This is a genomic window from Enterobacter sp. SA197 (assembly GCF_054131575.1).
This window is the reverse complement of the sequence record NZ_CP096393.1, coordinates 3,002,308-3,025,157: the sequence shown is the minus strand read 5'-3', so window position 1 is coordinate 3,025,157 and position 22,850 is coordinate 3,002,308. Positions and strand designations below refer to the sequence as shown.

Below are 22,850 nucleotides of genomic sequence, written 5' to 3'. Positions count from 1 at the left end.
AGCGTGTTAAGAATAAACGGTTCATCATCAACGCGCACCTGGCTGTTTTTTTCTGAAGCTCTCGACCCATTGATCAATAGCCTTGCGGTTGTACATGCATTCGCTGTTTGGCTTGGGCTCGCCATCCGGGGCGATGTGAAGATACTCCCTGCCGACAAGCCATGATTTTTTACGTGCCGCCTCTATCGTACCCGGGCGCAATCCGGTTAGCTCAGTCAGCTTTTGCTCTGTCACCCATTCATTGGGGACAACTAAAGACACGTCATTCATTGGTTATCTCCGGGAAAATTAATTCGTCGAGGTGAATTTTGTTTTCATAAAGAGCATGTAAGCCTCATGTGCCTCTTCTTTTGTTTCGAACGTTCCAAGGCCAAATCTCTTACTATTTATTCTTGCCTCAGCCCTCCATTTGTTTTTTCTTGAAGATAAAAAACATCCAGAAAACTTACTCTTCCTTTCAAGGACTATCTTTTGATTCTTCATGTTCTCCGCTTGGCTAACGTCGCGAAGATTCTCTATCCTGTTGTCATCTTTAATTCCATTTATGTGGTCGATAACTCCAGATGGGTAACATCCGTAGTAGAGCAAAAATGCAATCCTATGCGCCAAATGTCTCTTGCCATTTATGATGAAAAATCTATATCCAGCGTTATGTTTTGAACCCTTTGTCCAGCAACCCCTATATGAGCCCCGGCTCTTCTTTCTGTAGAAAAGACCGGTCGATGGGTCGTATTCAAAGGAAGATGCGACCTCTTCGTAAGATGCGTTTTCCTTTCTGCTAACAGACATGAATTTTCTCCAATAAAAAACCGCCCGTAGGCGGTCAGTGTTGATGCGATGGTTATTCGATGCGGACGCCGGGGATTTTGCCGGCTGCTATGTCACCGTATACAAACCCTGCTAACCGCAATGATTCTTTGTAGTCAAAGTCACCATCCTTGAATAATGAGTCAGCAATTACTTTGGTGGATTCATCGCGCTTCTTATCGGCTTCTGAGCGGATAGGGCGGAATTTATGCTGACCTACATAAGCTAACATGTGATGAACTGGATGCCCCTGTCTAACCCATTCATACAGAAATTGATTTTCATCACTCCACTTTATGATTACTCTTTTCCATTCCGAGCCGACGAAGCAATGTAAGGTTTCACACTCAGTCCCAACCGGCGGTAAATCCTCACCTTTCCATACAGGTTTCTTCGCTGCGGCCAGTGCTGCTTCGTATTGCTCGCGAGTCATGCGACCATTCTCCGATGTGTGTATGTCAGTCACATATCCGGTAGCGTTTCCGTTGAGGCTAGTGATGTAGAAACAAACACAGCCGTAATGATTGATAGAGGCCACATCATATCCATCCGGCCATCCGCCACGCTTGGGCAATTCCTGTACCAGCAATTCTAAAAGTGTCATCACATCCTCCAGAAATAAATAAGCCCCGCATTGGCGAGGCTGTCTTGTAGCGGCGCTGTTTTAATTTACTGGGCATGCCGATCCCATCATCGTCGCAGAACCCTTGAATGATGAAGCCTGGCGCCCGTAAGCTACATTCATACCAGGCCAATGGAGTTGAATGTCAGCATCAGGGCATACAGCCCAAACTCCGCGATACAGCTTTTCAGCCATCTCTTTACTGTTTGCGCGGATCACAATTGTTTGTTTTTCCACATCACACCCCCTTCGGCGGTGCTGGCAAAGGTTGCCAGTGGGTGTACGGTGCGTGTTCAGTTGGCCCCGTCATGCCATCGCAAGCCACCATGCAAAAGTGCTCGTAATTTTCTCCGTGCGCAAACCAGTATGTCGGGTCGTCGCTATCGGGGTCGATATAGTCAAATTCAATTCTATTTCCGCCAGGATATTCGCCTGGCTGAGGTGGCGTATAAACCAGCACCACCTCGCCAGCATCTGGCAAACGCTCGCTTACCGGAATCCAGTCATCACGCGCTATGATTCCCTCAATCTCCAGAAGCATCTCGCTATCCGTTGGCACTTCCATCAAGCGCTCATCACTTCGTGGTGTAGCCTGGAGCATGGCGGCGCGGAATGCCTCTTCAATCAGCGCTACCGCGTCATCTTTCAGATTGTCTGCCAGCGTTTCACCACGGAATGGAGGATTGCGCCGAACGCCAAACATGAAGTCGTCAAAGTTGAAGTTGCGCACTTCCGGCACCGCTGCCGGGATTGATGGCGCTGGGTGGGTGTAGAGCGGTTCGGCTGAGCTATAGTTGTCAACCTTTGGGTCAGCAGCGTGCATTAAGTAATAGCCACCAATCCTGTACGCCACCGGCTCTTGCTCGTATGCCGCCAGGAGTGCGCGGGCCATTGCTTCGATTTCTTCATGCGACGGAGGTAGCGTCATGGCACGGTGAAAGTTGGCGATATGCGCCAGCCGCTCTTTCGATAATTGTGTGGTCATTTCTTAACTTCCTCACGGTAATCAAGTGGGAAAACCTCATCAAGAAAACGCTGATTGGTAGAGTTGCTGCCAGGGAATTTGACGTTAATGCAAACGACAAAAATTCCCTTGCGTCTTTCTTCTTCAATGACCGACTTGCGCACTTCATAACCCGTAACTTCATATTCATGGATGCCGTATGATGCCAGCTCAATCAGCACGTGGCACCCTACCGGAGGAAGGTCTTTACCATCCCATATCTGCTTAATTCCCATCTTCACTCCTCCACGACTAAAGTGATGCCAGCGGCGGCAGCGAATACGTTAAACGCCTCTCGCCATGAATCTTCGCAACGCGAAATGGTCATGGTTCCCGTTTCGGAGGGTAATTTATGGTTAGCCCATTTGGAGAACCCATACGGCTGTCCATCCTCATCATTTGGCAACTTAACGATGAGCTTGCGGGACTCCAGTTCGATGATGCGAGTAAATAAAGCGTCGGAGTTTTTCAGTGTCATATCTCTGCGATGCTCTGCGTCTTCTACATCAGACCTAAGTTCCGCAATCAGCGCCTTATCCGCCTCACGCTCTGCCAGAAGGGATAGAATTGCTTCCGGCGTTGCTGCTTCCTTGAAGTCCTGCCGCGCTACCATAGCTTTCGTGTATCGGGCGATGTGTGCCGTTTCTTTGACAGCCTCAGCAGCCGCTTTGAGTGCCTGAATCTGTTCGTTGCTAATCATTGCTATTGTCCTCGCAGCAATAGTGCGCGCCGTCAGGCGACGTACTTTTAAACCCGCAAATTTCACACTCGATTTCAGGTAATTCGCACTCATGCTGCTCGGGTTCGTCAGCCTTGTAATAACCACCGCATATGTTGCATTGAACCTCTGGTACTTCGTCGAAATTACTGGTGCCGGTAATCATGACTGCGCTCCTTTGCTCTCGCGAAGCTGGCGGGCGAAATCTTCAAGCCATTCGACCATTTCAACTTTCCCAAACAGGTCACTTTCTGGATACTTAAAAGACGCAGATACGCATGCTTCAAAATCTGAATACTGGTATTCGCTGGCAATAAATGGCTTAGCGGTTTCGATAGCCATCTCCACCCCTTCTGCTCGCAGGGCTGCGATTGCGGCGTCGGTGGCGGGGGTTTTCCGAGCTTCGCGCAAAACCTTTACGCAGGCCCATGATTCAGCAATGTCTGGATTCCCGTGCTGGTCTTTTGCGTGCTGACGGTTCATCTTGATTACTTTTTTTGCCGCAGCATTCAGCACCAAACTTTCCGCCACCACCGCGTCGCGCTGCTCAGTCACTGCTACCAGCTCGCGCAGACAGGCAAGCTCAAATTCATGCTGAAGACTTAATTCCATGCCGCCTGGTTTTATTGCCGCAGCGCCACTTTCAATCCGCGCAATACGCTCTTTAACGCTTTCCATCGTTACCTGTTTCATAGCATCCCCCGCTGCTTATTTTTGAGTTCGATGATTTGCTGGCAATCCGCGCATGTCTTACAGCCCGGCACCGCAATGCGCCGTCCTTCCTGGATAGGCTCGTCGCATTCCTCGCAGTAGATGGCAGATACAGCAGCGTGATTAATGCGGTGTGCTTTAATGGCGTTCTCGCGCATCAATTCTTCGAGTGCGCTGGCCTGGTCAATAATCTCAGCGGTCATAGGACATCCTCAAATTCGTCAATATAAAGACCGGCAGCAATCAGCCGAGCCCGGCGAGCGGCGCGGGCTATGCATTCTTTCTGCTGATTTCTGGCGGCCTGGTCTTTGCCTTTGCGGGTGAAAGTCTTTTCCTTTCCTGAGGGGGAGAGGAGTTTTGGCTGGCTTTCAATGCTGAAGTGTCGGTCGACAATCCCTGTCTCTGTCTTCCATGTGGGGGAGGCGATAACTTTTACTATCTGTCCGTCACCGCGGGTTAACGTGTTGGCGGTGCGGTTGAATTCTATGAGGGTGATGCCAAACTTTTCTGCGATTTCAGCGCCGGTGACTGGTGCGCCGCGTGTCTGAATCATCCAGATGACTCGCTCCTTGAGTCCGGTGAATTTCCCTTTCTTACCCGGGCGGCGGTAGAAGGGGCATTTCTTCATATTCTCTCCTACTTAATAATCAGAGATGGTTTACCTACCTTCAGGGCCGCGCCAGGCACGTCAATTCCAGCCTCAATCTGATGCTTGATGGCGAGCTTATTCGCTTTAATAACCGTGTCGTATTCGACGTATTCATGAGGGAGGAGTGCGCTGTCAGTAATTTCTACAGAACGTGACGGCGCCCGGACTGTCACCTGGTGAATACCAGCTCGGATTGATTTCTTACCAGCTGTTTCGAGCGATGTGGCGATGTAGGCGCGTATATTAGCAACCTTGTTCTCAATGCATACAGCTCGCTCAGTCAGGTTCTTTGCCTCATCCCTGAGGCGCTCCGCATACGTCGACTCGTTTTTGCAGATAGCCAGCAACTGCTCAATCTTATCGGACAGCTCACCCTCCATTCCTTCAAGAGTGTCTGCAATCTCATCAGCATCAAAGTCAGAGTCCATCAGCTTTGCGTAGCTATTGGCGATTTCATAAAGCTTACTCACTGCTCACCTCCAGCTTTTTCTTACACTCTGCATAAATGGCCTGGACATTCTGCTGCAGCTTCATGCCAGCAGTGCGCTTATAAGCATCCGCAAAGATTCGCTTCAGGTCATCCATTGTCTCCGCCTGGGCCATGTCGTCACAAAGCGCCTGCACTTTATCCATAATTTCCTGCTGAAGGCGGCGCTCGTCTTCCCTGATATCTTCCTCTGACTTATGCGGCATTACCGGCTCCTGAAATACCCCCTCATCCTCATTGATGACGTGAATAGCGTTATCCAGACGCTCTGCGCGGGGCCAGTACTTCGATGCTCGCTTAACGATGGTCTTACGGGCCATCTCTTCCCAAAAGTTCTTCCACGGCCCATTCTTGGCCTTGCTTGTGGCTTCCGTTGCTTTAATCTCTGCCAGGCTCATCTCTTCCGTGAGATAGTCACCGTCAGGAGTTTTAACCGTGCAGTAGCCACCTACAATCTCGCCGCGCTCACCGAAAGCGTTATATTTGTGCGTTGGTGCGCTATCGAGTCCGTTTGATTCGTAGGTGTCTTTTGAGTAAACCAGTTTGCACTGACCCCACTTTATAGACCCGGTTGACTGCGCCAGGTGTAGAAGGCCCATATAGCTGATATCGAGACAAACCATGCCATCGCGCGGGACCAGGTACGCCAGTTTGCTTGCCGGGTTTAACGTGATGCCGATGGCTGCGACGTTTATGATCGCGTTCTGCGCACTGGTAGGGTTGCTGATAGCTGTCTTTGCGAGGAAGTCGTTTTTCTGAAAAAGCTGGATGGCAAACTGACTTTCCTTAGCCCATGTGACTTCCTGTCCTGTCGCTGCTCCGACAAAAAGCGGCTCCTGCCGCTGAACAAACTCGACGATGTTGAAACCACTCATCACTGCTCTCCTTCAATATCAATCTGGTGCTGGGCTATTACCTCCGACATCAGTCTTAAAAAAGCTGCTGCTCGCTCCTGAAAATCAACATCATCATCAAAAGCGCGTGAAATTGCCTGTTTACTGGCCCCGAGGCGCTGTAGCTCTGAAAGGCACATGTCTTCCAGGAATCTCTGCTTGAGCGCTTTCTCAAGGTCATCTGCCAGCTCATTGATGCGTTCCGTGCATTCAATCTGGTGCTGGGCAACAATCCATGACTGTTCCTCAATCCGGTCCAGGGCGTAATAAGCGTTCATGCTGAACTCCTGAATAACGTGTACACGATAGCCGCCGCGTAATTGCTGCCAGTGAATTAATGGGGGATGGGGTTAGTGAATAATGGGGTTGCCGAAACCGTCTATGAGGACATCAAGTACGCAATGCTCAACGCGGATTATTTCTGCGGCAGTGTGAAGATAAACGCTTTTCTTTTCATGAATAACAGCTGATACCCGGTAGGTCCGTCCATTTACCAGCGCGAACATTCCAGGCTTAATGCACTGTCGAATTAGCGGTGTCATTCCGTAATGAGACATCATTTTCCATCTGCTCCCATATTCCAGCCAATATTAACTGGTCACGGCTCATCGTTTTTGACCAGCGTGGATTGTCTACCAGAGTGAGCTTCCATTCGTGTTCTGTTGTCCTTGTAACGGTGTACTGAAGGCCTTTGTGAGTAACTGTCATCATTGCAGGACCACCTTTTGCCCATGCTGAACAAGCTCACCGGCATCAATGCCAACATTCAGCCAGAAACTTAACGCCAGCAGGACGTCATCTTCGTTTTGGCAGTGGCAGGCATTAACAAATTCCTGAACCGTCTTAACTGCCAGCTTAGCCATTTCTGGCTCAGTCAGGCGTGGTGTTGGCCGTGCTTTGCTCATAATCATATCCGCCCTTAAGCCGGGCCGCTGAACGTTTAAAGACCTCGCGCCAGGGGCGCTTGCTGTATTTTTTCCGCGGTGGATAGCCGCTTTCATAACGTGGCTCACTCGTAAATGAGCCTGGGTATGAGGTAATAAAAAACCCGCCGGAGCGGGTTAGTCGACAGATACACCTTTAAGCACTAAGCGTTCAGATATTTGATCAGCTAGCCCTGACGCCCGCTCCTGGCCGCCAGAGTCATCATCTTTAAACTCTGCGGGATCGATTTCCTGCAGTGCCTGAAAAATGATTTCGCTAATCTCATTGGCCTTATCTTTTTCAATATCACTTGTTAATAGACTGCTTTTCATCGCCTTACCCTCTGTAGTTACCCGATAAAAAAGGCCGCCTATTTGGCAGCCAATTCTCGTTTAATCATTTCTGTTGTCCGTATGGCCCACGGGTCGATAATCACTCCATCTTTAATGTATGGGTCTTTATCCATTGGCCCGACAGCGCATTCAGAATCAAGTTTGCAGCCTTTGCATTTATTGAACTGGCTGCACCATTTGTAAGCATCAGAATCAGTAATCGTACTCATACGGATAGTCCTGGTACTGGCTCATGTCATCCTGTGGATGCTCATCAAACTCTTCAATTTCGTCTTCCATACCCACCTCTCTGTTTGTTTACCGTCAGCCCCTGGGGAGCTGGTTGAAATGCTGCCGACGTGCATCGCGTATCTTCTCCAGCTCGCAATTCTTAGAGGCCTGGTGATATCTGCTGATGTGGCATACCGGCGTTCTCGGGTCGAAATCCCGACCGCATACCGGGCACTTGATTCTGTTCTTCATATGCCACCTCAGATTAATGCGATGGATTTGCCTTTCGTTTTCTGACGGCCGGTGCAGGTCACGCCCATTTCAGTGCGCGGCTTGCTGTACCAGGTGAGATGATTCTTGCGCTCAACTACCGCAGCGCGGTTTTCTAACTGCTCCCGATACTGAGCCAGCTCGTTTAAATCAATCGGGCTTACAGCGCTTTCTACGCGTGATTTAGGCTTGCGAGAAAGAGAGAGAAGAGGGCGGTTATCAGGCTTTGCGCTCACCCCAACCAACAAGGGGTTTGCAGCTTTCCACTCAGCCTGTTTATCTGCGCGGCGGTCGCGGCGACGTGATTGTGAGTTCATACATCCTCCTGTCAGTTAGCTTTGGTGGTGTGACGGCAGTCTTTCGATAGATATCACGGTGATCAGTCGTGACCCTTCGTCGGTCATTCCGCTGATGGAGTTTGCTTTGTCCAAGCCTTATCCTTCTTTGGTCACCTGCGGCCAATATCGTCACACCCCAAAGCTTGCTGCTTTGAATGTTTGCGCTTTTTCAGCGCCAGATTTTAATGAGCATCACCGTCCTGGTGAGTAGTGCGTCCTGCTGATGGGATAAAATTAGCACCATGCTAAATTCTGCGCAAGATGCTTATGCTAAAAATTTAGCATATTTTGCTAAATGAATGTTTTTAAATGGGAAATAATTTAGCGAGGAAGGAGTGAGGGTTTTATGAAAATAAAAAACCCGCCGAAGCGGGTTGGATTATGGTGCTGATTTGTGGTTAGTACGTAACTGAAGACCAGAAAACTCTACCTATGACACGAATGTCTGAAGATGGTCTAATTTCTTCCGGGTGCTCGTCGCTGTTGTAACTTCTGATTCTTAGCATTCCTCCGGGCATTGCGTATAACAATTTTACTCTAAGCAAATCGCCGTAATCTATCGCGTACATTTTCCCGTCTTTTACTTCTTTACAGCCAGTATCAACCCCCACTGTTGCTCCGTTGGGGAGCACTGGCTCCATGCTATTCCCTATTACTTCTACACAAACGGCATTGCTGTAATGTATGTTTAATTTTCGAAGTGTTGATTTTGCAAATCTCAACTTATATCCATTATGGTCTTCTCTAAACGCGCTTCCAGCTCCTGCTGCCAACTGTACTTCTTTCAGGAACGGAATCTCAACTTCATCATCATCCAGTGATGTGTCGCTATCCCAAGGCTCAATTCCGCCTATTATTTTTGCTTCATCTTTTAGACCGCTTTCCTCAACCTCTGGGTGAGTTTGATCAAGCCATCCATGCGGAAGGTTTAAATTGCTCTCAATTTTACGAGCGAGGTCATCACCTAAATTTCTGACGGCCTTATCGCCAAGTATCTGGCTTATCGTAGATGCAGAGGTGCCGACCTTTTCTGCGAAGTCTGCTTTTGATATCCCGCTACGGATCGCAGCGTTCTGTTGGTAGCGGAGATTGCTCCGCCTGATGTCTTTTATATCCATGCATAAATCATCCCACTTTTTAGCACGGCGATAAATATGCATAAAGCTAAACTCTCCCTTGATTTAAATTTAGCATGGCGCTAATATCCCTTTTGTGCATTAGCAGATGGAGCACCTATGGAAACCAACGTAAAGCAGTTTGAACAAATGAATGACCTGCTGCGCTGGAGAAAACAGGCCTCCAGGAAAGATTGGGAAAAGCTGGCAGCGCTTGCAAATACCACTCCTGGGAATCTGGACCAGCTGGCTTATGGATATCGCGGAGCTTCAGCTAAAAAGGCAAGTGACATTGCCAACGCAACTTTGAATTTCCGCTTTCCAAAACCTGTAACCAAAGAAGCGATTGCTTTTCCACCCGTAAGAAAAGCTTCTGGTAGCAAAGCAGCTTAAGCAACACCGCTCTTATCACATCTCAGCCCTGAAAAAGGGCGCTTCAAACAAACAAATCAACATGGCTTGCGCCTGTATGCGCACGGCCTTTTCATGCATTCAACCTAAGGGAAGTATCACAAATGGATGACACAACATCACGCAACAAACTGGAGGCCAGGCGCATTCAGTCCTGGCTCATGAATCAGATTTCAATCCGTGGCACCACGAATGTAGCCAAAGCGGTAGGCGTCGATAAATCGCAGATTTCACGCTGGAAAGAGCAGATGTTGCCGAAGATGGCAATGCTCCTGGCGGTGCTGGAGTGGGGCGTGGTCGATGAGGATATGGCGAGACTAGCCAAGGAAGTGGCGGCACTGCTTACAAAAACAAAACGCCCGGGGGCAACCGAGCGTAATGACCAGATAGACATGGATTTTTAAAGCAATTTACAGAGGTAATTATATGTCAAAACGCAAACGGAAGCACCAGGAAAACGAAGAGATTCGACACCCTGATTTACCCGATGGACTGGTTGTCGCAGCTGCTAATAACCGACCGTTTGCGGAGCGGTTTATTGGCGTATTCAGACTGGCGAAAGCAGGGGTGAAGAAAGATGGGCGTCGTTGAGAGATTAGCAGACTACAGACCTCAGCAGGAGGTCGTGGAGCATCGCGTGGCTGACACTGAAGACGGTTTCATGCGCGTTGCCAACGAGCTTACAGACAACATCCTGATGGCTGATTTAACAGCCAGGCAGTTGAAGGTAATGCTCGCTATCATGCGCAAGACCTACGGATTCAACAAAGCAATGGATCGCCTTACCAACACGCAAATAGCAGCCATGACTGGAATACATCACACGCATGTATGCGTTGCTAAACGCCAGCTTATGGAAAGAGGATTCCTCATTGGCAGCGGTCAGCGAGTAGGTATTAACAAGCATGTTTCTATGTGGGAAGGAAAGAACATTAGCCATGTTAGCGAACCATTAGCCAACTCGGCTAATGGAACATTAGCTAAGTCAGCTAATACCCATTTGCCAACTCAGCTAAACACAAAAGACAATATTCAAAAGACAATAAAGACAAATACCCCCTTACCCCCAGAGGGGGAAGTCGCGCAGGTTCTTAAACCTGAAAAGCGAAAGGCAGATCGTACTGACTATCAGTCATTTCTTCAGGCCTACAACGAAGAGGTCGGCGAATTACTACCTCACGCCGTAGCGCTGAACGACACCCGCAAGCGCCGACTTAAGAAACTAATCCCTCAGCTCAAAACGCCAAACGTCGAAGGTTGGAGAGCTTACGTGAAAGCTTTTGTCTCCCAGGCCAAGCCGTTTTACTTCGGACAGAACGACACTGGATGGGCGGCGGATATTGATTACCTTCTTCGGGATAAAACCCTGCTAGGCGTCCGTGAGGCTAAATTCGCTGACAAGGGGGCGCTATGAGACAGGATATCGAGGCCAGCGTAATCGGCGGCCTGCTGATGGGAGGACTTACTCCGGCAGCCAGTGAAGTTCTGGCGACGGTGCCGCCTGAGGCATTTTCAATCCCGCTGTACCAGACGGCATTCCGGGTCATCCAGAAGCAAGCTGCTGTACGAAACCTGATTGATGGACTGATGGTTGCCGAGGAATGCGGTGACGGGCATTTCGCTGACATCATGGAAACCGCCAGGGCATGTCCGAGCGCGGCAAACCTGAAGGGTTACGCCGGGATGGTGACGGATGCATACCAGCGCCGACTGGTTTTGCAGCTGATGGACGAGCTGAGAGGCACCATAAGCAACGGAACGCTTGACCAGTCAACTCAGGCAATGGACGAGCTTTCAAAGCGCCTGGGGGCCATCAGGAAGCCTAAACAGCAGATTCAGCCGGTACGTCTGGGCGACCTGTTGTCTGACTACACCGATACGCTTGAGAAGCGCCTCACCAACGGCGAAGAATCCGACACGATGAAGACCGGGATTGATGACCTGGACGCCATCACCGGTGGGATGAACGCAGAGGACCTTGTGATTATTGCCGCCCGGCCCGGCATGGGTAAGACGGAACTGGCGCTAAAAATCGCGGAAGGCGTGGCTAACCGGCAGATACCAGGGAGCAAAACGAAGCGTGGAGTGCTGATTTTCAGCATGGAGATGAGCAAGCTACAGATTGCAGAGCGTAGCATCGCCGGTGCCGGCAACATGTCGGTGAGCGTCCTGCGCAACCCGGCCCGCATGGATGACGAGGCGTGGGGAAGGGTATCGAACGGCATTTCACACCTGCAGGACCTGGATGTGTGGCTGGTAGATGCGTCGAAGCTGACTGTCGAGCAGATCCGCGCAGTGGCAGAACGGCAGAAACAGGAACACCCAAACCTTTCGCTAATCATGGTCGATTACCTTGGCCTGATTGAGAAGCCTAAAGCCGACCGCAACGACCTGGCGATAGCCCATATTTCCGGCAGCCTGAAGGCACTGGCGAAGGACCTGAAAACACCTGTCATCTCACTAAGCCAGTTGTCTCGTGACGTGGAGAAGCGCCCAAACAAACGCCCAACCAACGCAGACCTGCGTGACTCCGGCTCAATCGAGCAGGACGCCGACTCAATCATCATGCTCTACCGAGAGGCGGTGTATGACGAGAACAGCCCGGCAGCCAGGTACGCTGAAATAATCGTCACTAAAAACCGATTCGGCTCTCTCGGAACTGTCTATCAACGCTTCCATAACGGGCATTTCCTGCCATGCGACCAGGACGAGGCGAGAGGGATATGCACGAAATCAGCCGACCCCGCCCGTGGGAAGAAATACTCCAGAGGAGCAGACGTATGAACAGGCTTGACGTCAAAATGTTTATCCACGCCAGACCAAAAACCAGCCGCAAAGATATCGCCAGTCAGTTTCATCTGAGCCAGTGCAAAGTCTCTCGCATAGTTTATGAGCTCCTCGAATCAGGCGAGATATTCAGCATGCCGAGCGTTGGTTATTTCAGGGACTATGCCGCTTACAACGAGTGGTTCGCTCAATCCAAACCAGAGCGCAGCGAAAGATGCAGGAAAGGCAAGGTGAAGGTTGAATTTGTCACTGAGAAAACCAGCGATGTTATTGCTGACTGCCGCAACAGCCCGTACATGAAGCGGGTGCTGGCTTTTTACGGTAGGGCCATTTAATTACTGAGAGGGATAGAGAGATGAGTGGATTTAAAGGTACACCTGGCCCTTGGATTGCTTCAACTTCTGACAGAAGCATTGGCCCGGTATGCAAAGATGATGACCAGTCATACGGGATGATTATTCCTGTTGCGTGGGTGGAATTCGATGGCAAGCCTGGGCATCACCAGGCAAATGCTAACCTCATAGCCGCCGCGCCGGAATTGTTGGAAGCATTGCGACAGCTCCGTGAATACGTTGAGGACATGCACGCTGCCCAGTACGGTCACAATTGGGTTGATGAATCACATCCAATGTTCCTCGCACAAGCAGCCATTGCCAAAGCCCTCGGGGATAAATCATGAAGATTAAAACAGCAGAGCTGAGCGAAGAGCAGCTGAAAAAGGTTTTCTCTGCGTGGTTTGAGACAGCATGGAGGCAGGACCTTAAAGATACAGAAACTCCGGCCATGCGCCAACGACAGTACATGATAATGGCCTGGAGTGGCTTTAAAGCCGCGCACCAGTTGAGTGATGAGGTAGACATTCCTGACGAGCTGATGGAGAGCCAGTGATGAAAGAACTCATTCGGATGTTAAGAGGGAGGGCTTGTTTCTTGAGGGGCAAAGGAGAAGTGAAAACCCCTGAACTTCTCGACCAGGCGGCGGACATTATTTTGCAAAAATCCAACATCAGTCAATCAGAAAATAGGTATCGCGTTGAAAGAAATGGCTTTATCCATAAAGTAATTTGCGGAAGCGGGGAAAGAAAACTTTATGTCGGCACTAAAAAATCATGCTTAAGGGTATGTCATGAGCTTGCTACTGCATATGAGGATGGAAAATTCATGGGGGAGGAGGGGGATGCGTGATGAGCGAAAAAAGTCAGTTCAGGAATGAAATGGCGAAAATAATCGTGCGCAACTATTCAATAAAGCCAGAAGCGCAAAGCGTCGTGGCAAAGTGGGCTGACTGGGGGTGGTTGTTCGATATGGGGTACCGCAAGGAAAGCGCCAGGAAGGCTTATCAGGAATGGCTGGATAATCAATAATCGTCAGCCTACGCTGGCACTGGAGGGGATATGGAGCTTACAGATTCTCAACTGGAAAGGATCAAGTTCAATGCAGATTGCGCTATCGAAGACCCTGAGAGCATTTACGCCAGTGAATTTTTCCTTTGTCTCGATGAAATATTTGGTAAGCAAGGTGATTATCAGACTCCAGTTCAGGCTGTAGCTCTGTCGGCATTAATAACAGAAATCATGGCGCATCGCGCTGTTGGCCTCCGCATTAAAGGGGAGTGAGATGTCAGAGAAAACGGTAACTTTAACAAGGAAACAGTATCGCGCCCTATACGATGCCCTGATAAACACGGTGAACATGGGGCAGCAGATTCTCGCCATTGGAACGGACGGCAGCAAGCATTCAGAGACGGCTCTCTACCAGGCCCAGCAGTTGCGGCAGGTAATCGAAGCTCAGTTAAAATCCGCCATGCAATAGCGAGGTGAAACTTGCAATTCGACCTGGTTAAACACCCGGGCGGCGTATTTTCTCCAGCACATGACAGCGACCTCGAGCGACTCCAGCGATTCAAAAACGGCGAGATGTACACCGCCGAAATCAAGTTAACCCGTAATCCCCAATTTCATCGCAAGGTAATGGCCTTCTTCGGCTTCTGCTTCGAATTCTGGAACGCAGAAAAGTCCGGCATGGGCAACGCCGATGAGCGAACGCAATTCAACCGCTTCCGCAAAGACCTGACGATACTCGCCGGGTACTACGACACGGTTGTGAACATTCGCGGTGAGGTGCGGGCTGAGGCGAAGAGTATTGCCTACGCCAACATGAAACAAGATGAATTCGAGGAGCTGTACGGTGCGCTGATTAACGCCGCCATAAAACACGTATTCGCCGGAACAGCGGATCAAAACATCCTCAACCGGCTTCAATCATTTTTCTGAGGTGAGTATGGATTATTCGAAACTGAGTGATTTTGAGATTAACTGCGAGGTGCTGGAGGTATTTAGTCCAGACATTAAGCACATGTGCCTGAGTGTAGATAGCACATGCTTTTACGATTGCGGACCAACCGGTGACGGATGGAATCAAATAGACATCCCAGACTACTGCAACAACCCCGCCGACGCATGGCCGATTATTGTCGGTAAGCGAATCAGCATCATGTTTGACGGTACTGACCCTCAATACGAAGGTGAGTATCACGAATGGATTGACGCTATTTCACCAGACCAAAAGCACGGGATTCAGCACCAATCAAACCCACTCCGCGCCGCCATGATTGTCTTCCTGATGATGCAGGAAGCTAAGGCTGAATCATGAGACGAAGCCCTATAGAGCGAATATGCGAGAACTGTATCTACCGCGTCACCCACCGCAAGAAACGCAAGCAAGCAGTAAAACCATCCGACATACCAACGTTTTCATATACCGCACATCTCAACGACATCATCTGGCTGCGGAGAGCGGCGAGGAGGAAGCATGGGTGACTATTCAGAACTGGTCTCATTCAGCAAAAACCGAGATGAAAATACCACTGAGTCTCGGTACTTCACTCAGCACGTATCAAGAACTGCCCGGTTTAACGGCCGCAGAGGTTCAATTTTAAATCAGGAATTGGTTATTAAAGGCGACCTCAGATACCCGGCGTTTGTTGCGTCAATGGAAATGAAAGACTTTCCGCGATGTGCATCAGAAAGAGAGGCAGCTCTTAAGCTTGCCGAGTGGATGCAAAGAATGGGAGTTGCAATTGAAAATTACTGGAGCGAACCATAATGGCTAGCCAGCGTAAGCCACCAAAACCCAAAGTCTGCCCCATCTGCTCCACCGAATACATCCCCCGAAGTTCTCTCCAGAAAGTCTGCCACAACTACAAATGCGCACTCGAATTCAACCGCCGTGTTGATGAGCGTGATGCTGCGCGTAGAAAGGCAAAGGAGGAAGCCAGGGAAAGAGCGGAATGGAATGAGCGGAAAGCGGCGGTGAAACCACTAAGCCATTGGGTGCAGATGACCCAGCGTGTTTTTAACGACTACATCCGTGCCCGTGACGGCGATGTGTGCATCAGTTGCGGCAGCACAAAGGCGGTCAGCTACCATGCCGGCCATTACCGGACTACCGCTGCGGCGTCGCAACTCCGGTTCAATGAGGACAACGTACATAGCCAGTGTGCATCCTGCAATGTCCATCACTCCGGCGCTATCACTCAGTACCGCATCAACCTGATAGCCAAAATCGGTCCTGAGCGCGTCCTGGCGCTTGAAAATAACAACAACCCACACCGATACACCCGTGAGGAACTTGAAGGCATCAGGATTCGATACAGAGCGAAATTACGGGGACTGAAGAAGGATGCAGCATGAATATCTACGAAAAGATAGATAGCAGTAAGTACCGAAATATCTATGTTGTAGGCGACCTGCATGGCTGCTACACAAATTTGATGAATCAGCTTGATGCTCTCAAGTTCGATACGAAGCAGGACCTGCTCATTTCGGTTGGAGACCTGATAGACCGGGGATCTGAAAACGTCGAATGCATGGAACTCACAACATTCCCCTGGTTCAAGGCGGTGCGTGGAAACCATGAGCAAATGATGCTGGATGGGTTATCAGAGCATGGGAACGTCAATCACTGGCTGGCTAATGGCGGCGGCTGGTTCTTCCATCAGGACTACGACAAAGAGCGGCAGGCGAAAGCGCTTCTGCATTTCATTGCCAAACTACCACTGATTATCGAACTCACATCCGGCGAGCGCACGATAGTCATCTGCCATGCTGATTACCCGCGGGATGCTTATCAGTTTGGTGCTCAAGTCGATGCCGAAAGCGTTATCTGGAATCGCGAGCGTATCAGTGACTCTATGGATGGAGTGCTAAAAGAAATTAAAGGCGCTGACCTGTTCGTTTTTGGACACACCCCAGCGAGAATTCCACTCCGTTACGCCAATCAGCTTTACATCGACACTGGCGCAGTGTTCTGCGGAAACCTGACCATCAGGCAATTGCAGGGAGAGGGGTATGAACCGGCTTAACTTCAACACCTACGAGAGAGAGTCAGTAATCAGAGCAAACAGTCCACCCCGTCACCGAAAGCAAGACCCATTACTCACCAGACTTTTTTCCCGCACGCAGCGAACCAAACCCAAAGAGGTGACAGCATGATAACCGCGCTTTTGATTTTTTATGCATTCATGGCAGGCATGACTGCTGAGTGGTCGCACACAAGACTCAAAAGCCTTGGATCCAAAAATGGTATTGCTCTGGTGTCTTTAGGTGCCGGCCTTGCTTGGCCTTATTTCATTTGGGAGATGTCACGATGAGACTGGAATCCGTCGCCAAATATCACTCACCAAAAAGCCCAATGATGAGCGACTCACCACGGGCTACGGCGTCTGACAATCTGAACGGCACTGATGTGATGACAGCTATGGGGATGGCTCAATCACAAGCAGGTTTCGGAATGGCTGCATTCTGCGGGAAACATGAACTCAGCCAGACCGATAAGCAAAAGGCGATCAACTATCTCATGCAATTCGCCAGCAAGGTATCGGGGAAATACCGCGGCGTCTCAAAACTTGAAGGAAATGTTAGGGCAAAGGTGCTGCAAGTGCTCGCAACATTCGCGTATGCGGACTATTGCCGAAGTGCGGCGACTCCCGGAGCAAGATGCAAAGACTGTCACGGGACTGGCAGAGCGGTCGACCAGGGTAAAACAGAGCTATGGGGGAGACTGGTCGAAAAAGAGTGCGGAAGATGTAAGGGAGTTGGCTACAGTCGGATGCCTGCAAGCGCTGCGTATCGCGCTGTAAGCGTATATATCCATGACCTGACACAACCTACATGGTCAAGGACGATAAAGCCGCTGTACGACGCACTGGTGGCTCAATGTCACAAGGAAGAAGCTTCTGCCGATTCTGTTTTGGCCAGAATCACACGATAGGCACATCATCGCCACGGATGGCACCATTTTAAGCGCAAGATGTTGACATATTGAATAACATTGGGTAAATTTGACACTAATGATGGATCGCTGTCATTCATAGAAGCCCTGAGTTAATAGCTCGGGGCTTTTTGCGTTTTGCAAACAACGGAAAGTCATCCTTCATGCCCTGCTTAGGCTTGACACTAAGTGCCCGGGAGGGATGGCTTCCCATTGTGGTGAATGCGCATCAAATACGCGTCTTCCGCCATACATAAAATCCCAGCCAGTGGGTTTCTTCGGCCTGTAGGCCATCATGCTCGACCCCCTCATATTCCCGGCCTGTCGCCGGGTTTTTTATTTCGCCTGTATGCGCTAAGGATTCCCTGCATGCGGGTTATTTCTCACAGCAGCCGGAGTCCGGCGATGGCATTTGAATTTCTAACTAAAGAGTTTCTGATTGGCGCTGGAAGTTCACTTGCATCAGCCGCCGCAGGGATTATGGCGTTCTCCAGGTTCTGGGTCAGTAACCGGGCAAAAAACGCCAACGATACTCAGCAAATAGACATGCTAGACAGGCAGGAAAGAAGCCTCGATCGCCTGGAAAGAGAAAATCAGCAGCTGAGAACGGCGATAACAGAGCGCGATGACCAGATACGGAAGTATTTTGAAGAATTGACGTTTGCAAACGGCAAGCTTCAGGTGATTCAGGAGCAACTGAATGGCCTGAAGGAGCAGAATGAGCGCCTTACTGAGCAGGTCAGAGGGCTAACCCAATCCAACAAAGATTTGCAGACAGAAATACTGCACATGCGTGCGGCTATCGGAGGTACCAGATGACCGGCACGAATAACCAGATACCAGAAAAAGAGCGCAGGCCCTGGTACACGCACTGGCAGCTGCTTCTTGTGGTGGCCGTATCAGCATTTGGAATATTTCTTGGTGGCGTGACATCGGGATATTTCATGTTCCGCGCCGAGAGTCTTCAGCGAACCGAGGCCAGGGATAAAGCAATAAACGCCCTGAGTCATAAGGTTGACCAGTTACCCAGCCAGATAAAAACCGAGGAAGAGAAAAAATGACGCAGGTTAACGCGATTCTCAACTTTGAGGAAGGGTACAAAGAGAGGCCATACCTTGACACCCTCGGCTACCCGACTGTTGCAGGAGGTATAAAGATTGGCCCCCAGGGTGCGTCGCTGAAAAACTACACCTTCACGGTCCCTCGTAAAGTCGGGGATGTATGGAAGCAGCTGTTCGTTGAAAACACCATCGTTGAGATGAATAAAAGGCCTGGCATTAAAGCGGCCCTGGCTATGTGCAACGACGCCCGTGCTGACGTACTTATCAGTATGGCGTACCAGATGGGCCCGGATGGTCTTGCCGGATTCATCAACACTCTGAAGATGATTGCCAGTGGCGACTTCGGCGCTGCTGCAAGCGGAATGCTTAACAGCAGATGGGCAAAGCAAACGCCCAACCGCGCAAAGCGGCATTCAGAAGTAATGCGGACCGGCACCTATGACGCATATCAGGGGCTGATTTGATGGACATATTCAGCATGCTGCGCGGCTCATCTGGCGGCATATCATTCAGCCGTACCCAGGCAGCTCTCGGCTTCCTTGTTTGCTCAGGCGTCATCATCTGGCAGGCCTACAAGGGTGAATTATCCGATGTGACGTTTGGTCTTTATTTTGGGTTTGCTACTGCTGGCTACATTGGAGCCAAAAAGATAGCCGTGGATAAAGACATCACCGAGCAAAAATTAGACGCTGGTATTACAGGAGATAAGCCATGAGCACACTGCAGATGATTGTCTCCGGCATAGGCGTTCTGATTGCCCTTGTAGCCGGCGCATTCGGTATTGGTCATTCAAAGGGTAAGGCGAAAGCAGAAAGGGTCGCTGACGAGCAGAAGACTAAGCAGATTATCGAACAAACGAATGCCGCAACAAAGCGCCAGACCGAAACAACCAAAGAGGCCGCAAATGTTCAGGACAATGTTTCCCGCATGTCTGATCGCGCTGTTGACGATGAGTTGCGCAATGAATGGCTCAACAAATAAAGCAGGTCCGGTAGTGGTAGACACTGCCTGCGCCTGGGTAAAGCCAATCCTCGTTACTGAGTCAGACATCCTCACAATGGATGACAGGACTAAGCGTGCAATTCTCACGCATAACAAAGCCTGGAAGCTGAACTGCGGCAAGGAACCGAAATGAGCATGTATTCGATTTACAACATCCTCTCAGGCGTTGCCATCGGGTTTCTGATTGGCGTTCTGCGGATGTGGAAAATGCACCAGGCTCACAAAGCTGAGCTGGACGCGATGAGGCGTGAAAGCATGCGCTCAGTAAACGAAGCAATGGACCGCATGAAAGAGATGATGAAGAAAGACCAGTAAATTAAACCCGGAGACAAAATGTCAAATTCATGTGAAATGCCACGTTATCAATGTCACAAGAAAGTATGGGCGCTGAAAATTAAAGCCATCAAAGTCATGACTGATGGGACTGGAGTTATTACCCCTGAAGAGGATGGGTTCGGTGATTTTGATGTTGAGTCTTGGTACATCGAAAAGCACCTCCCTCAGGCTGGCGGTTACTACGTGCAGTACGAGGGTGGTTATGAATCGTATAGCCCTGCAGAGGCATTCGAGTCTGGATATTCGATTATCAAGTAGCCATTACAAAGCGTCACACCCTGGCGCTTGATAATGTCTTACCGTTAAAGGCCAAACAAACATGGCAAAGAAGAAATGGCCTAAGTTGCCATGGTTCAAGATTCCTCTGTTTGGTAATGCCATCACATACCTAGTCCGCTCAAAAGAAGAATGGAATGCCGCGGTTGAATATCTCGGCAATGCTCCTGAGTCGCATGACTTCAAAGCTGGGTGCACTCAGACATTTGAGAATAAGGAAGAGGGCCAGGTGCTTTATCTACTCGGCGTATTCAATGATGACGCGGCAACCCTGGTGCACGAATGTGGCCATGTGGCGTTTTACGTTTGCCGGGATGTGGGCGTACCAACTGATGCTGACTTATCAAGTGAGACTTACTGCTATCTGCTCGACAGGATGTTTAGCCACTTCCTCCCATTCATCAATGAACCTACAGAAGAAGGAGCCAAATAATGGCAATCACCCAAATACAGACAGCAACTGCCGGCTCTGTCTCTTCGATCGTGACAGAAGTTAAAAAACACATTGCCGCCTTGCGATATCCATCAGGTAGCCTCGTCGGCGTGAAAGCTACGACATCAAAAATGGAATACTTTCAGGTGGTAGCGACTGGCGGTACAGCGGTATCTGATTACGACATCGTGGTCAGCTTTGACCGTGCCGACTTCACAACTAAATGCAATGCGAAGATTACCGCAGGCTTCCTGCCATTGGGTGACATGAGTGTTATCCAGATGGGACCAGGCCGCACCATCGAGTACGCACAAGCATTCACTAAGGCTTAATAAAATATGGCGACTGAAAATAAAACTGGTCGCCCCTCTGAATATACCTCGGAGGTGGCAGACGATATATGTGCTCTGATTGCCTCCGGTGAGAGCTTACTGAAGGTATGCAAGAAACAGGAGATGCCTGACAAGTCGACGGTGTTTCGCTGGCTTGCGGTCCATGAAGAGTTTCGCGACAAGTACGCAAAAGCTACCGAGGCCAGGGCAGATGCGATATTTGAAGATATGTTCGACATCGCTGATGACGTCATCCCTGATTCTGCTGAGGTTGCAAAGGCTAGGCTGCGAGTCGATACCCGGAAATGGGCGCTGGCTCGAATGAATCCCCGCAAGTATGGCGACAAGGTTACTAACGAGCTGGTCGGCAAAGACGGCGGCGCTATCCAGATTGAAACCTCACCAATGAGTACGCTATTCGGCAAATGACAACGATAAACCCTATCTTCCAACCGTTCATCGAGGCGCATCGCTATAAAGTCGCCAAGGGCGGTCGAGGTAGCGGTAAGTCGTGGGCCATTGCCCGGCTACTCGTTGAAGCGGCAAGGCGTCAGCCAGTGCGCATCCTGTGCGCTCGTGAGCTGCAGAACAGTATCAGTGATTCGGTGATCCGCTTGCTTGAGGACACCATTGAGCGTGAAGGATATGCGGCAGAGTTCGAAATCCAGCGCTCGATGGTCAGGCACCTGGGTACCGGCGCCGAGTTCATGTTCTACGGCATCAAGAACAACCCGACCAAGATTAAATCTCTTGAGGGGATAGACATCTGCTGGGTGGAAGAGGCCGAAGCTGTAACGAAAGAGTCGTGGGACATTCTGATACCGACCATTCGAAAGCCGAGCTCTGAAATCTGGGTAAGCTTCAACCCGAAGAACATCCTCGACGATACCTATCAGCGCTTTGTTGTCGACCATCCAGATGATATCTGCCTGCTGACGGTGAACTACACCGACAATCCGCATTTCCCCGAAGTTCTCCGGCTGGAGATGGAGGAGTGCAAGCGGCGCAATCCCACTCTGTATCGTCACATCTGGCTCGGTGAGCCGGTAAGTGCAAGCGACATGGCAATCATCAAGCGTGAATGGCTGGAAGCGGCCACAGACGCGCACAAGAAGCTGGGATGGAAAGCGAGAGGGGCTGTCGTTGCTTCTCATGACCCGTCAGATACCGGGCCGGATGCCAAAGGTTATGCCATGCGTCACGGTTCGGTTGTCAAGCGTATTGCCGAGCCTCCAGAGACGGTGGACGTTAACGATGGTGCTGATTGGGCTACCGGATTAGCGATTAAAGACGGTGCCGATCACTTCCTCTGGGATGGTGACGGTCTCGGGGCCGGGCTGCGTCGTCAAATTACTGACTCGTTCTCAGGTAAGAAAATCACTGCGACCATGTTCAAAGGCAGCGAGTCCCCGTTCGATGAAGATGCGCCATATCAGTCTGGAGCATGGGCAGATGAAGTGGTGCAGGGTGACAACATCCGCACCATTGGCGACGTGTTCCGCAATAAGCGGGCGCAGTTCTACTACACCCTGGCTGACAGGCTTTATCTGACGTACCGCGCCGTTGTGCATGGCGAGTATGCAGACCCTGACGGCATGCTCAGTTTCGACAAAGAAGCTATTGGCGAGAAGATGCTGGAGAAGGCATTCGCTGAACTCACGCAGATTCAGCGCAAATTCAACGGTAACGGCAAGCTTGAGCTGATGACCAAAGTCGACATGAAGCAGAAGCTCGGCATCCCATCACCTAACCTGGCAGACTCCCTGATGATGTGCATGCATTGTCCGGCTATGGCGCCAGAAGAAACGGAAATCTACGTTCCCTCATCCTCCGGTTGGTAAA

At 50.2% G+C, this 22,850-nt stretch carries 50 protein-coding genes; 31 read left to right on the top strand and 19 right to left on the bottom strand.

The window, feature by feature from the left end; translation table 11 throughout:
* Positions 1-27: 27 nt before the first annotated feature.
* The 19 genes from M1D91_RS14275 to M1D91_RS14185 all read right to left on the bottom strand — a co-directional run bounded on the left by M1D91_RS14275 (position 28) and on the right by M1D91_RS14185 (position 9,103).
* Positions 28-270 (bottom strand): excisionase family protein, encoded by a 243-nt coding sequence (locus M1D91_RS14275; protein WP_437432710.1) that lies wholly within the window; start codon positions 268-270, stop codon positions 28-30.
* Positions 271-288: 18 nt separating this feature from the next.
* The gene (locus tag M1D91_RS14270) at positions 289-789 is read right to left on the bottom strand and encodes an HNH endonuclease (protein ID WP_437432709.1); all 501 of its coding nucleotides are present in this window, start codon (positions 787-789) and stop codon (positions 289-291) included.
* Between the two features lie 52 nt (positions 790-841).
* A complete protein-coding gene (locus tag M1D91_RS14265; RefSeq protein ID WP_437432708.1) occupies positions 842-1,411 on the bottom strand; it encodes a hypothetical protein in 570 nt (189 codons plus the stop codon).
* Between the two features lie 60 nt (positions 1,412-1,471).
* Positions 1,472-1,666, bottom strand: coding sequence for a hypothetical protein (locus M1D91_RS14260; protein ID WP_437432707.1), 195 nt, complete (start codon positions 1,664-1,666; stop codon positions 1,472-1,474).
* 1 nt (position 1,667) lies between these two features.
* Positions 1,668-2,414 carry a DUF551 domain-containing protein gene (locus M1D91_RS14255; protein WP_437432706.1) on the bottom strand — a complete coding sequence of 249 codons (747 nt, stop codon included), beginning with the start codon at positions 2,412-2,414 and terminating at the stop codon, positions 1,668-1,670.
* A complete protein-coding gene (locus M1D91_RS14250; RefSeq protein WP_437432705.1) occupies positions 2,411-2,668 on the bottom strand; it encodes a hypothetical protein in 258 nt (85 codons plus the stop codon). The genes M1D91_RS14255 and M1D91_RS14250 overlap by 4 nt, the downstream gene beginning before the upstream one ends.
* A 2-nt stretch (positions 2,669-2,670) precedes the next feature.
* Positions 2,671-3,132, bottom strand: coding sequence for a hypothetical protein (locus M1D91_RS14245; RefSeq protein WP_437432704.1), 462 nt, complete (start codon positions 3,130-3,132; stop codon positions 2,671-2,673).
* A gap of 180 nt (positions 3,133-3,312) precedes the next feature.
* A complete protein-coding gene (locus M1D91_RS14240) occupies positions 3,313-3,843 on the bottom strand; it encodes a hypothetical protein (RefSeq protein WP_437432703.1) in 531 nt (176 codons plus the stop codon).
* Entirely contained in the window at positions 3,840-4,064 is a 225-nt protein-coding gene (locus tag M1D91_RS14235) for a TraR/DksA family transcriptional regulator (protein WP_437432702.1), read from the bottom strand. Before M1D91_RS14235 ends, M1D91_RS14240 begins: the two co-directional genes overlap by 4 nt.
* Complete coding sequence (locus M1D91_RS14230; protein ID WP_437432701.1) at positions 4,061-4,489, bottom strand: regulator; 429 nt, start codon at positions 4,487-4,489, stop codon at positions 4,061-4,063. Before M1D91_RS14230 ends, M1D91_RS14235 begins: the two co-directional genes overlap by 4 nt.
* Before the next feature lie 8 nt (positions 4,490-4,497).
* Entirely contained in the window at positions 4,498-4,980 is a 483-nt protein-coding gene (locus M1D91_RS14225) for a siphovirus Gp157 family protein (RefSeq protein ID WP_437432700.1), read from the bottom strand.
* The gene (locus M1D91_RS14220; protein WP_437432699.1) at positions 4,973-5,872 is read right to left on the bottom strand and encodes a recombinase RecT; all 900 of its coding nucleotides are present in this window, start codon (positions 5,870-5,872) and stop codon (positions 4,973-4,975) included. Before M1D91_RS14220 ends, M1D91_RS14225 begins: the two co-directional genes overlap by 8 nt.
* Positions 5,872-6,168, bottom strand: a complete 297-nt coding sequence (locus M1D91_RS14215; RefSeq protein ID WP_437432698.1) for a host-nuclease inhibitor Gam family protein — start codon at positions 6,166-6,168, stop codon at positions 5,872-5,874. The genes M1D91_RS14220 and M1D91_RS14215 overlap by 1 nt, the downstream gene beginning before the upstream one ends.
* A gap of 72 nt (positions 6,169-6,240) precedes the next feature.
* Positions 6,241-6,450 carry a cell division protein FtsZ gene (locus tag M1D91_RS14210; protein ID WP_437432697.1) on the bottom strand — a complete coding sequence of 70 codons (210 nt, stop codon included), beginning with the start codon at positions 6,448-6,450 and terminating at the stop codon, positions 6,241-6,243.
* Positions 6,451-6,597: 147 nt separating this feature from the next.
* The gene (locus tag M1D91_RS14205; RefSeq protein ID WP_437432696.1) at positions 6,598-6,795 is read right to left on the bottom strand and encodes a hypothetical protein; all 198 of its coding nucleotides are present in this window, start codon (positions 6,793-6,795) and stop codon (positions 6,598-6,600) included.
* A 156-nt stretch (positions 6,796-6,951) separates the two neighbouring features.
* Positions 6,952-7,146 (bottom strand): hypothetical protein, encoded by a 195-nt coding sequence (locus M1D91_RS14200; protein WP_437432695.1) that lies wholly within the window; start codon positions 7,144-7,146, stop codon positions 6,952-6,954.
* Between the two features lie 38 nt (positions 7,147-7,184).
* On the bottom strand, positions 7,185-7,376 hold the full coding sequence (locus tag M1D91_RS14195) for an antirestriction Ral family protein (protein WP_437432694.1): 192 nt from the start codon (positions 7,374-7,376) through the stop codon (positions 7,185-7,187).
* A 261-nt stretch (positions 7,377-7,637) separates the two neighbouring features.
* The gene (locus M1D91_RS14190; RefSeq protein ID WP_437432693.1) at positions 7,638-7,964 is read right to left on the bottom strand and encodes an antitermination protein N; all 327 of its coding nucleotides are present in this window, start codon (positions 7,962-7,964) and stop codon (positions 7,638-7,640) included.
* A 419-nt stretch (positions 7,965-8,383) separates the two neighbouring features.
* Positions 8,384-9,103: a LexA family transcriptional regulator gene (locus tag M1D91_RS14185; RefSeq protein WP_437432692.1), complete on the bottom strand. Its 720-nt coding sequence runs from the start codon at positions 9,101-9,103 to the stop codon at positions 8,384-8,386.
* A gap of 117 nt (positions 9,104-9,220) precedes the next feature.
* Here M1D91_RS14185 and M1D91_RS14180 point away from each other — a divergent pair, with 117 nt between their 5' ends.
* The 31 genes from M1D91_RS14180 (at position 9,221) to M1D91_RS14030 (ending at position 22,849) form a co-directional block, all read left to right on the top strand.
* Entirely contained in the window at positions 9,221-9,493 is a 273-nt protein-coding gene (locus tag M1D91_RS14180) for a transcriptional regulator (protein ID WP_437432691.1), read from the top strand.
* A 122-nt stretch (positions 9,494-9,615) separates the two neighbouring features.
* Entirely contained in the window at positions 9,616-9,915 is a 300-nt protein-coding gene (locus M1D91_RS14175; protein ID WP_437432690.1) for a CII family transcriptional regulator, read from the top strand.
* A 22-nt stretch (positions 9,916-9,937) separates the two neighbouring features.
* Positions 9,938-10,102, top strand: a complete 165-nt coding sequence (locus M1D91_RS14170) for a hypothetical protein (RefSeq protein ID WP_437432689.1) — start codon at positions 9,938-9,940, stop codon at positions 10,100-10,102.
* Positions 10,089-10,925, top strand: coding sequence for a replication protein (locus M1D91_RS14165; protein ID WP_437432688.1), 837 nt, complete (start codon positions 10,089-10,091; stop codon positions 10,923-10,925). Before M1D91_RS14170 ends, M1D91_RS14165 begins: the two co-directional genes overlap by 14 nt.
* Positions 10,922-12,295: a replicative DNA helicase gene (locus M1D91_RS14160; RefSeq protein ID WP_437432687.1), complete on the top strand. Its 1,374-nt coding sequence runs from the start codon at positions 10,922-10,924 to the stop codon at positions 12,293-12,295. The genes M1D91_RS14165 and M1D91_RS14160 overlap by 4 nt, the downstream gene beginning before the upstream one ends.
* On the top strand, positions 12,292-12,633 hold the full coding sequence (locus tag M1D91_RS14155; RefSeq protein WP_437432686.1) for a hypothetical protein: 342 nt from the start codon (positions 12,292-12,294) through the stop codon (positions 12,631-12,633). The genes M1D91_RS14160 and M1D91_RS14155 overlap by 4 nt, the downstream gene beginning before the upstream one ends.
* Positions 12,634-12,653: 20 nt before the next feature.
* The gene (locus tag M1D91_RS14150) at positions 12,654-12,977 is read left to right on the top strand and encodes a hypothetical protein (RefSeq protein WP_437432685.1); all 324 of its coding nucleotides are present in this window, start codon (positions 12,654-12,656) and stop codon (positions 12,975-12,977) included.
* Positions 12,974-13,186 carry a hypothetical protein gene (locus M1D91_RS14145; RefSeq protein ID WP_437432684.1) on the top strand — a complete coding sequence of 71 codons (213 nt, stop codon included), beginning with the start codon at positions 12,974-12,976 and terminating at the stop codon, positions 13,184-13,186. Before M1D91_RS14150 ends, M1D91_RS14145 begins: the two co-directional genes overlap by 4 nt.
* Positions 13,186-13,482, top strand: a complete 297-nt coding sequence (locus M1D91_RS14140; protein ID WP_437432683.1) for a hypothetical protein — start codon at positions 13,186-13,188, stop codon at positions 13,480-13,482. The genes M1D91_RS14145 and M1D91_RS14140 overlap by 1 nt, the downstream gene beginning before the upstream one ends.
* Positions 13,482-13,661, top strand: a complete 180-nt coding sequence (locus tag M1D91_RS14135; protein ID WP_437432682.1) for a hypothetical protein — start codon at positions 13,482-13,484, stop codon at positions 13,659-13,661. Before M1D91_RS14140 ends, M1D91_RS14135 begins: the two co-directional genes overlap by 1 nt.
* A 30-nt stretch (positions 13,662-13,691) precedes the next feature.
* Positions 13,692-13,913 (top strand): hypothetical protein, encoded by a 222-nt coding sequence (locus M1D91_RS14130; RefSeq protein ID WP_437432681.1) that lies wholly within the window; start codon positions 13,692-13,694, stop codon positions 13,911-13,913.
* Between the two features lies 1 nt (position 13,914).
* Positions 13,915-14,109: a hypothetical protein gene (locus M1D91_RS14125; RefSeq protein ID WP_437432680.1), complete on the top strand. Its 195-nt coding sequence runs from the start codon at positions 13,915-13,917 to the stop codon at positions 14,107-14,109.
* Positions 14,110-14,120: 11 nt separating this feature from the next.
* Positions 14,121-14,570 carry a DUF1367 family protein gene (locus M1D91_RS14120; RefSeq protein ID WP_437432679.1) on the top strand — a complete coding sequence of 150 codons (450 nt, stop codon included), beginning with the start codon at positions 14,121-14,123 and terminating at the stop codon, positions 14,568-14,570.
* Positions 14,571-14,577: 7 nt separating this feature from the next.
* Positions 14,578-14,949 (top strand): phage protein NinX family protein, encoded by a 372-nt coding sequence (locus M1D91_RS14115; protein WP_437432678.1) that lies wholly within the window; start codon positions 14,578-14,580, stop codon positions 14,947-14,949.
* Positions 14,946-15,116: a NinE family protein gene (locus M1D91_RS14110; protein WP_437432677.1), complete on the top strand. Its 171-nt coding sequence runs from the start codon at positions 14,946-14,948 to the stop codon at positions 15,114-15,116. Before M1D91_RS14115 ends, M1D91_RS14110 begins: the two co-directional genes overlap by 4 nt.
* Positions 15,109-15,402 (top strand): hypothetical protein, encoded by a 294-nt coding sequence (locus M1D91_RS14105; RefSeq protein ID WP_437432676.1) that lies wholly within the window; start codon positions 15,109-15,111, stop codon positions 15,400-15,402. Before M1D91_RS14110 ends, M1D91_RS14105 begins: the two co-directional genes overlap by 8 nt.
* Entirely contained in the window at positions 15,402-15,989 is a 588-nt protein-coding gene (locus tag M1D91_RS14100) for a recombination protein NinG (protein ID WP_437432675.1), read from the top strand. Before M1D91_RS14105 ends, M1D91_RS14100 begins: the two co-directional genes overlap by 1 nt.
* Positions 15,986-16,660: a metallophosphoesterase gene (locus M1D91_RS14095; RefSeq protein ID WP_437432674.1), complete on the top strand. Its 675-nt coding sequence runs from the start codon at positions 15,986-15,988 to the stop codon at positions 16,658-16,660. Before M1D91_RS14100 ends, M1D91_RS14095 begins: the two co-directional genes overlap by 4 nt.
* Before the next feature lie 126 nt (positions 16,661-16,786).
* A complete protein-coding gene (locus M1D91_RS14090; protein WP_437432673.1) occupies positions 16,787-16,948 on the top strand; it encodes a hypothetical protein in 162 nt (53 codons plus the stop codon).
* The gene (locus M1D91_RS14085) at positions 16,945-17,568 is read left to right on the top strand and encodes an antitermination protein (RefSeq protein ID WP_437432672.1); all 624 of its coding nucleotides are present in this window, start codon (positions 16,945-16,947) and stop codon (positions 17,566-17,568) included. Before M1D91_RS14090 ends, M1D91_RS14085 begins: the two co-directional genes overlap by 4 nt.
* 405 nt (positions 17,569-17,973) lie before the next feature.
* Positions 17,974-18,387, top strand: a complete 414-nt coding sequence (locus M1D91_RS14080; RefSeq protein WP_437432671.1) for a hypothetical protein — start codon at positions 17,974-17,976, stop codon at positions 18,385-18,387.
* Positions 18,384-18,629 (top strand): hypothetical protein, encoded by a 246-nt coding sequence (locus tag M1D91_RS14075; protein ID WP_437432670.1) that lies wholly within the window; start codon positions 18,384-18,386, stop codon positions 18,627-18,629. Before M1D91_RS14080 ends, M1D91_RS14075 begins: the two co-directional genes overlap by 4 nt.
* Positions 18,626-19,093, top strand: coding sequence for a lysozyme family protein (locus tag M1D91_RS14070; RefSeq protein ID WP_437432669.1), 468 nt, complete (start codon positions 18,626-18,628; stop codon positions 19,091-19,093). Before M1D91_RS14075 ends, M1D91_RS14070 begins: the two co-directional genes overlap by 4 nt.
* Positions 19,093-19,344 (top strand): hypothetical protein, encoded by a 252-nt coding sequence (locus tag M1D91_RS14065; protein WP_437432668.1) that lies wholly within the window; start codon positions 19,093-19,095, stop codon positions 19,342-19,344. Before M1D91_RS14070 ends, M1D91_RS14065 begins: the two co-directional genes overlap by 1 nt.
* On the top strand, positions 19,341-19,610 hold the full coding sequence (locus M1D91_RS14060; protein WP_437432667.1) for a hypothetical protein: 270 nt from the start codon (positions 19,341-19,343) through the stop codon (positions 19,608-19,610). Before M1D91_RS14065 ends, M1D91_RS14060 begins: the two co-directional genes overlap by 4 nt.
* Before the next feature lie 150 nt (positions 19,611-19,760).
* The gene (locus M1D91_RS14055; RefSeq protein WP_437432666.1) at positions 19,761-19,946 is read left to right on the top strand and encodes a hypothetical protein; all 186 of its coding nucleotides are present in this window, start codon (positions 19,761-19,763) and stop codon (positions 19,944-19,946) included.
* 18 nt (positions 19,947-19,964) lie between these two features.
* Positions 19,965-20,225 (top strand): hypothetical protein, encoded by a 261-nt coding sequence (locus tag M1D91_RS14050; RefSeq protein ID WP_437432665.1) that lies wholly within the window; start codon positions 19,965-19,967, stop codon positions 20,223-20,225.
* 61 nt (positions 20,226-20,286) lie between these two features.
* Positions 20,287-20,676: a hypothetical protein gene (locus M1D91_RS14045; protein ID WP_437432664.1), complete on the top strand. Its 390-nt coding sequence runs from the start codon at positions 20,287-20,289 to the stop codon at positions 20,674-20,676.
* The gene (locus M1D91_RS14040; protein ID WP_437432663.1) at positions 20,676-21,008 is read left to right on the top strand and encodes a DUF1737 domain-containing protein; all 333 of its coding nucleotides are present in this window, start codon (positions 20,676-20,678) and stop codon (positions 21,006-21,008) included. The genes M1D91_RS14045 and M1D91_RS14040 overlap by 1 nt, the downstream gene beginning before the upstream one ends.
* A gap of 6 nt (positions 21,009-21,014) precedes the next feature.
* On the top strand, positions 21,015-21,437 hold the full coding sequence (locus M1D91_RS14035) for a terminase small subunit-like protein (protein ID WP_437432662.1): 423 nt from the start codon (positions 21,015-21,017) through the stop codon (positions 21,435-21,437).
* Positions 21,434-22,849, top strand: coding sequence for a PBSX family phage terminase large subunit (locus M1D91_RS14030; protein WP_437432661.1), 1,416 nt, complete (start codon positions 21,434-21,436; stop codon positions 22,847-22,849). The genes M1D91_RS14035 and M1D91_RS14030 overlap by 4 nt, the downstream gene beginning before the upstream one ends.
* Position 22,850: the final 1 nt, after the last annotated feature.

Excerpts from the sequence above, each read along its gene's own strand:
- M1D91_RS14275 (WP_437432710.1), bottom strand. The coding sequence starts at position 270 with ATGAATGACGTGTCTTTAGTTGTCCCCAATGAATGGGTGACAGAGCAA.
- M1D91_RS14270 (WP_437432709.1), bottom strand. The coding sequence starts at position 789 with ATGTCTGTTAGCAGAAAGGAAAACGCATCTTACGAAGAGGTCGCATCT.
- M1D91_RS14265 (WP_437432708.1), bottom strand. The coding sequence starts at position 1,411 with ATGACACTTTTAGAATTGCTGGTACAGGAATTGCCCAAGCGTGGCGGA.
- M1D91_RS14255 (WP_437432706.1), bottom strand. The coding sequence starts at position 2,414 with ATGACCACACAATTATCGAAAGAGCGGCTGGCGCATATCGCCAACTTT.
- M1D91_RS14250 (WP_437432705.1), bottom strand. The coding sequence starts at position 2,668 with ATGGGAATTAAGCAGATATGGGATGGTAAAGACCTTCCTCCGGTAGGG.
- M1D91_RS14245 (WP_437432704.1), bottom strand. The coding sequence starts at position 3,132 with ATGATTAGCAACGAACAGATTCAGGCACTCAAAGCGGCTGCTGAGGCT.
- M1D91_RS14240 (WP_437432703.1), bottom strand. The coding sequence starts at position 3,843 with ATGAAACAGGTAACGATGGAAAGCGTTAAAGAGCGTATTGCGCGGATT.
- M1D91_RS14235 (WP_437432702.1), bottom strand. The coding sequence starts at position 4,064 with ATGACCGCTGAGATTATTGACCAGGCCAGCGCACTCGAAGAATTGATG.
- M1D91_RS14230 (WP_437432701.1), bottom strand. The coding sequence starts at position 4,489 with ATGAAGAAATGCCCCTTCTACCGCCGCCCGGGTAAGAAAGGGAAATTC.
- M1D91_RS14220 (WP_437432699.1), bottom strand. The coding sequence starts at position 5,872 with ATGAGTGGTTTCAACATCGTCGAGTTTGTTCAGCGGCAGGAGCCGCTT.
- M1D91_RS14215 (WP_437432698.1), bottom strand. The coding sequence starts at position 6,168 with ATGAACGCTTATTACGCCCTGGACCGGATTGAGGAACAGTCATGGATT.
- M1D91_RS14210 (WP_437432697.1), bottom strand. The coding sequence starts at position 6,450 with ATGATGTCTCATTACGGAATGACACCGCTAATTCGACAGTGCATTAAG.
- M1D91_RS14205 (WP_437432696.1), bottom strand. The coding sequence starts at position 6,795 with ATGAGCAAAGCACGGCCAACACCACGCCTGACTGAGCCAGAAATGGCT.
- M1D91_RS14200 (WP_437432695.1), bottom strand. The coding sequence starts at position 7,146 with ATGAAAAGCAGTCTATTAACAAGTGATATTGAAAAAGATAAGGCCAAT.
- M1D91_RS14195 (WP_437432694.1), bottom strand. The coding sequence starts at position 7,376 with ATGAGTACGATTACTGATTCTGATGCTTACAAATGGTGCAGCCAGTTC.
- M1D91_RS14190 (WP_437432693.1), bottom strand. The coding sequence starts at position 7,964 with ATGAACTCACAATCACGTCGCCGCGACCGCCGCGCAGATAAACAGGCT.
- M1D91_RS14185 (WP_437432692.1), bottom strand. The coding sequence starts at position 9,103 with ATGGATATAAAAGACATCAGGCGGAGCAATCTCCGCTACCAACAGAAC.
- M1D91_RS14180 (WP_437432691.1), top strand. The coding sequence starts at position 9,221 with ATGGAAACCAACGTAAAGCAGTTTGAACAAATGAATGACCTGCTGCGC.
- M1D91_RS14175 (WP_437432690.1), top strand. The coding sequence starts at position 9,616 with ATGGATGACACAACATCACGCAACAAACTGGAGGCCAGGCGCATTCAG.
- M1D91_RS14170 (WP_437432689.1), top strand. The coding sequence starts at position 9,938 with ATGTCAAAACGCAAACGGAAGCACCAGGAAAACGAAGAGATTCGACAC.
- M1D91_RS14165 (WP_437432688.1), top strand. The coding sequence starts at position 10,089 with ATGGGCGTCGTTGAGAGATTAGCAGACTACAGACCTCAGCAGGAGGTC.
- M1D91_RS14160 (WP_437432687.1), top strand. The coding sequence starts at position 10,922 with ATGAGACAGGATATCGAGGCCAGCGTAATCGGCGGCCTGCTGATGGGA.
- M1D91_RS14155 (WP_437432686.1), top strand. The coding sequence starts at position 12,292 with ATGAACAGGCTTGACGTCAAAATGTTTATCCACGCCAGACCAAAAACC.
- M1D91_RS14150 (WP_437432685.1), top strand. The coding sequence starts at position 12,654 with ATGAGTGGATTTAAAGGTACACCTGGCCCTTGGATTGCTTCAACTTCT.
- M1D91_RS14145 (WP_437432684.1), top strand. The coding sequence starts at position 12,974 with ATGAAGATTAAAACAGCAGAGCTGAGCGAAGAGCAGCTGAAAAAGGTT.
- M1D91_RS14140 (WP_437432683.1), top strand. The coding sequence starts at position 13,186 with ATGAAAGAACTCATTCGGATGTTAAGAGGGAGGGCTTGTTTCTTGAGG.
- M1D91_RS14135 (WP_437432682.1), top strand. The coding sequence starts at position 13,482 with ATGAGCGAAAAAAGTCAGTTCAGGAATGAAATGGCGAAAATAATCGTG.
- M1D91_RS14130 (WP_437432681.1), top strand. The coding sequence starts at position 13,692 with ATGGAGCTTACAGATTCTCAACTGGAAAGGATCAAGTTCAATGCAGAT.
- M1D91_RS14125 (WP_437432680.1), top strand. The coding sequence starts at position 13,915 with ATGTCAGAGAAAACGGTAACTTTAACAAGGAAACAGTATCGCGCCCTA.
- M1D91_RS14115 (WP_437432678.1), top strand. The coding sequence starts at position 14,578 with ATGGATTATTCGAAACTGAGTGATTTTGAGATTAACTGCGAGGTGCTG.
- M1D91_RS14110 (WP_437432677.1), top strand. The coding sequence starts at position 14,946 with ATGAGACGAAGCCCTATAGAGCGAATATGCGAGAACTGTATCTACCGC.
- M1D91_RS14105 (WP_437432676.1), top strand. The coding sequence starts at position 15,109 with ATGGGTGACTATTCAGAACTGGTCTCATTCAGCAAAAACCGAGATGAA.
- M1D91_RS14100 (WP_437432675.1), top strand. The coding sequence starts at position 15,402 with ATGGCTAGCCAGCGTAAGCCACCAAAACCCAAAGTCTGCCCCATCTGC.
- M1D91_RS14095 (WP_437432674.1), top strand. The coding sequence starts at position 15,986 with ATGAATATCTACGAAAAGATAGATAGCAGTAAGTACCGAAATATCTAT.
- M1D91_RS14090 (WP_437432673.1), top strand. The coding sequence starts at position 16,787 with ATGATAACCGCGCTTTTGATTTTTTATGCATTCATGGCAGGCATGACT.
- M1D91_RS14085 (WP_437432672.1), top strand. The coding sequence starts at position 16,945 with ATGAGACTGGAATCCGTCGCCAAATATCACTCACCAAAAAGCCCAATG.
- M1D91_RS14080 (WP_437432671.1), top strand. The coding sequence starts at position 17,974 with ATGGCATTTGAATTTCTAACTAAAGAGTTTCTGATTGGCGCTGGAAGT.
- M1D91_RS14075 (WP_437432670.1), top strand. The coding sequence starts at position 18,384 with ATGACCGGCACGAATAACCAGATACCAGAAAAAGAGCGCAGGCCCTGG.
- M1D91_RS14070 (WP_437432669.1), top strand. The coding sequence starts at position 18,626 with ATGACGCAGGTTAACGCGATTCTCAACTTTGAGGAAGGGTACAAAGAG.
- M1D91_RS14065 (WP_437432668.1), top strand. The coding sequence starts at position 19,093 with ATGGACATATTCAGCATGCTGCGCGGCTCATCTGGCGGCATATCATTC.
- M1D91_RS14060 (WP_437432667.1), top strand. The coding sequence starts at position 19,341 with ATGAGCACACTGCAGATGATTGTCTCCGGCATAGGCGTTCTGATTGCC.
- M1D91_RS14055 (WP_437432666.1), top strand. The coding sequence starts at position 19,761 with ATGAGCATGTATTCGATTTACAACATCCTCTCAGGCGTTGCCATCGGG.
- M1D91_RS14050 (WP_437432665.1), top strand. The coding sequence starts at position 19,965 with ATGTCAAATTCATGTGAAATGCCACGTTATCAATGTCACAAGAAAGTA.
- M1D91_RS14045 (WP_437432664.1), top strand. The coding sequence starts at position 20,287 with ATGGCAAAGAAGAAATGGCCTAAGTTGCCATGGTTCAAGATTCCTCTG.
- M1D91_RS14040 (WP_437432663.1), top strand. The coding sequence starts at position 20,676 with ATGGCAATCACCCAAATACAGACAGCAACTGCCGGCTCTGTCTCTTCG.
- M1D91_RS14035 (WP_437432662.1), top strand. The coding sequence starts at position 21,015 with ATGGCGACTGAAAATAAAACTGGTCGCCCCTCTGAATATACCTCGGAG.
- M1D91_RS14030 (WP_437432661.1), top strand. The coding sequence starts at position 21,434 with ATGACAACGATAAACCCTATCTTCCAACCGTTCATCGAGGCGCATCGC.